This is a genomic window from Streptomyces sp. KR55 (assembly GCF_052245645.1).
GTDB lineage: Bacteria > Actinomycetota > Actinomycetes > Streptomycetales > Streptomycetaceae > Streptomyces > Streptomyces flavusporus.
In genome coordinates this window covers 1-2,090 of the sequence record NZ_JBQQCE010000836.1, presented here as the reverse complement: position 1 = coordinate 2,090, position 2,090 = coordinate 1, and the positions used below count along the sequence as shown (strand labels likewise).

At 73.2% G+C, this 2,090-nt stretch carries 4 protein-coding genes; 1 reads left to right on the top strand and 3 read right to left on the bottom strand.

Annotation, left to right across the window (positions count from 1 at the left end):
- Nucleotides 1–120 precede the first annotated feature (120 nt).
- Both ACTWQJ_RS50745 and ACTWQJ_RS50740 read right to left on the bottom strand, forming a co-directional pair.
- A complete protein-coding gene (locus tag ACTWQJ_RS50745; RefSeq protein ID WP_443313097.1) occupies nucleotides 121–444 on the bottom strand; it encodes a DUF202 domain-containing protein in 324 nt (107 codons plus the stop codon).
- The gene (locus ACTWQJ_RS50740; RefSeq protein WP_443313096.1) at nucleotides 441–833 is read right to left on the bottom strand and encodes a YidH family protein; all 393 of its coding nucleotides are present in this window, start codon (nucleotides 831–833) and stop codon (nucleotides 441–443) included. The genes ACTWQJ_RS50745 and ACTWQJ_RS50740 overlap by 4 nt, the downstream gene beginning before the upstream one ends.
- Before the next feature lie 63 nt (nucleotides 834–896).
- On the opposite strand from ACTWQJ_RS50740, the gene ACTWQJ_RS50735 reads away from it, so the two are divergent.
- The gene (locus tag ACTWQJ_RS50735; RefSeq protein WP_443313095.1) at nucleotides 897–1,679 is read left to right on the top strand and encodes a hypothetical protein; all 783 of its coding nucleotides are present in this window, start codon (nucleotides 897–899) and stop codon (nucleotides 1,677–1,679) included.
- Here the strand turns inward: ACTWQJ_RS50735 and ACTWQJ_RS50730 are convergent.
- The coding region (locus ACTWQJ_RS50730; RefSeq protein ID WP_443313094.1) for an NUDIX hydrolase at nucleotides 1,661–2,090 on the bottom strand (430 nt) is incomplete at its 5' end. The two genes, ACTWQJ_RS50735 and ACTWQJ_RS50730, sit on opposite strands and share 19 nt — an antisense overlap.

Below are 2,090 nucleotides of genomic sequence, written 5' to 3'. Positions count from 1 at the left end.
CCACTCGAGCGAAGTCGAGAGTGGGGGAGAAGCCGTGCGTGGGGGAGTCGTCGACCGACGACAACGCCGCAGATGGACGCACCAGCCCCCGCGATTGCGGCATGATCCGCCGGACACGTCCTAGAGGACCAGCGCCGAGGCGCAGGCGGCCAGGGCGACCGTGCACAGGGCCGCGGCCGTGGCGTACCGGGGTGTGAGGGCCGTGGGGCGGTCGGTCGCCGCGAGCGCGTGGATCCGGCGGTGGGCGACCAGCAGGAAGCCCAGCCAGAGGGCACAGCACAGGGCACCGACGACGAGCCGGGTGGCCGACGCCCCGCCATGCAGTGCGGTCCGCACGGCGAGTACGGCGGCGACGGTGCCCGACAGCGTGGTGCGCCGCCAGGCGAGCCGGGTCCGCTCCGGTTGCAGTCCCGGATCCCGCTCCGGGGCGGCGACGGCGCTCACCCCTCCCACCCGACCAGCACGACGACGACCATCGCGACGGCCACCACCGCGACGACCAGGCTCAGCAGCGCCGGGAACCGTGACACCGGCAGGTCCTCGCCCTGGCGCATGGCGCGCTCGCAGCGCATCCAGTGGTTGACCGCCCGCAGGGAGCACAGCACGCCCGCCGCGAGCAGCGCGAGCGCGAGTCCGACCCGCCAGCCCCGGCTCAGGTCCGGCAGGAACTGGTCCACCGCGAACCCGCCGCCGATCAGCGCGAGCGCGGTGCGCAACCAGGCCAGGAACGTGCGCTCGTTCGCCAGCGAGAACCGGTAGTCGGGCGTGACGCCCTCCGCCCGGATCCGCTGGGGTGCGAACCACAGCCGGACGTTCCGTACGAGTTCGATCACGTGCACGACCCTATCGGGGATCTCGCACGGGGCATTGTCAGTGCCGCCCGCTACCTTTCGGGCATGGAGATCCCCACGTCACTGGCCGGGTACGCGATCCCCGGGCACGGCATCGCCCCGGCCGAGCACCTCATCGGCCGCCCAGGGTTCTGGCCCGCGTACTTCGGCATGACCTGGGACGGGTTCACGGACGAGCCCGAACTGTTCGGCGCCGACACGGCGGAGGTCGACGCGGCCGCCGCCGCGCTGTACGACACCGCGGAGGTCTGGCCCGCGTTCCGGATACCCATGGCGGGCGGCCACCTGCTGTGGATCGTGCAGCGGAACCTCCCGGACGACTCCGGCACGGACTACCTGATCACGCACCCCGACTGGGACCGGGACGCCTATCTGGCCTCGCTCGACGGCCACTGCAGCGGCCCGGGACTGTCCTGGACCGAGCTCCTCGCCGTCGCCGAGTCGGCGCCGGACGGGGCTCAGGGCGTACGGGACGCCGACGTGCGGCTGCTTCTGCTGCTGCCCGCGTTCGGCGACGCCGGCATACCGGTCGAGGAGGCGGTGGAGCGGATCTCCGGTGCGCTCACGGCAGTCGGGGTGTCCGGGGACCAGGCGCCCGCACTGGCGGAGCTGTTCCTGGAGCATCCGTTCTGGGACGGTCCCACCTGGACGGTGCAGGGCCGCAGCCCGCTCAGCGGCAGCACGGCCGAGCCGAGCCCGCTGGCGATCTGCGACGGCAGCCACAGCCCGCGCACCGTGCCGCTGGCACTCGGCATCACCGCCGACCAGGAGCGGGCCCTCGCCGAGGCCCTGGCCGGGGGCCGGGTGGATCAGCCCGCCGACCGGTAGGCGCTCAGCCGCGCGTAGGCCGCCAGGCCGTCCGGGACCCACTGCCATTGAGCGAGACGCCGCTCGATCTCCTGCTCGGGCAGGAAGTCGTGCCAGGCGACCTCCTCCGCCTGCGGCTGGACCGGCAGGTCGCAGCGCACCTCGTAGACGGCGGACCACCAGCTGTGGCCGGCCCCGTTGTCGTACAGGAACTTGAACAGGTACGCGGGACGCGGGAGCCCGGTGACGCCGAGTTCCTCCTCGGCCTCGCGCAACGCCGCGTCGTCGTAGGCCTCGCCCGCGCCGACGACGCCGCCGACGAACATGTCGTACAAGGAGGGGAAGACGAGCTTGGTCGGCGTGCGGCGGTGGACGAAGATCCGGCCCGCCGCGTCCCGGGCCTGAATGAACACGCACCGGTGACGCAGACCC

Excerpts from the sequence above, each read along its gene's own strand:
- ACTWQJ_RS50735 (WP_443313095.1), top strand. The coding sequence starts at position 897 with ATGGAGATCCCCACGTCACTGGCCGGGTACGCGATCCCCGGGCACGGC.